This is a genomic window from Methylobacterium sp. D54C (genome assembly GCF_053345595.1).
Window position 1 is genome coordinate 1 of the sequence record NZ_JBKFAK010000265.1, and the last position, 281, is coordinate 281.

Consider the following 281-nt stretch of genomic DNA (forward strand, 5'->3'; position numbering starts at 1 on the left):
CAGGTGGTCGACTACGTCGCCACCGGCGGGTACGCGCTGCGCGCGTACGAGCGCTTCGCCAAGATCCTGCGCGGGCCGGACGGACTCTGGCGGGTGCGCGACGCCCGCACCGCCCAGGCCTACAGGATGAATGTCGGCACCATCGTGGAGGCGGCGCGGGTGAAGGTCCGCCCCGGCCGGACCCTGCGCGGCAAGCCCGGCACGGTGCTGCCGAAGACCGGCCGCGTGCTCGGCGAGATCGAGGACGAGTTCGCCGAGACGCTCACGGTCGGCGACACCTT

General features: G+C 73.0%; 1 pseudogene. It reads left to right on the top strand.

The annotated features are described in order from the left end of the window. Window positions 1-281 (top strand): annotated as a pseudogene (locus ACLBYB_RS33455) (DNA ligase-associated DEXH box helicase); the annotation flags it as partial.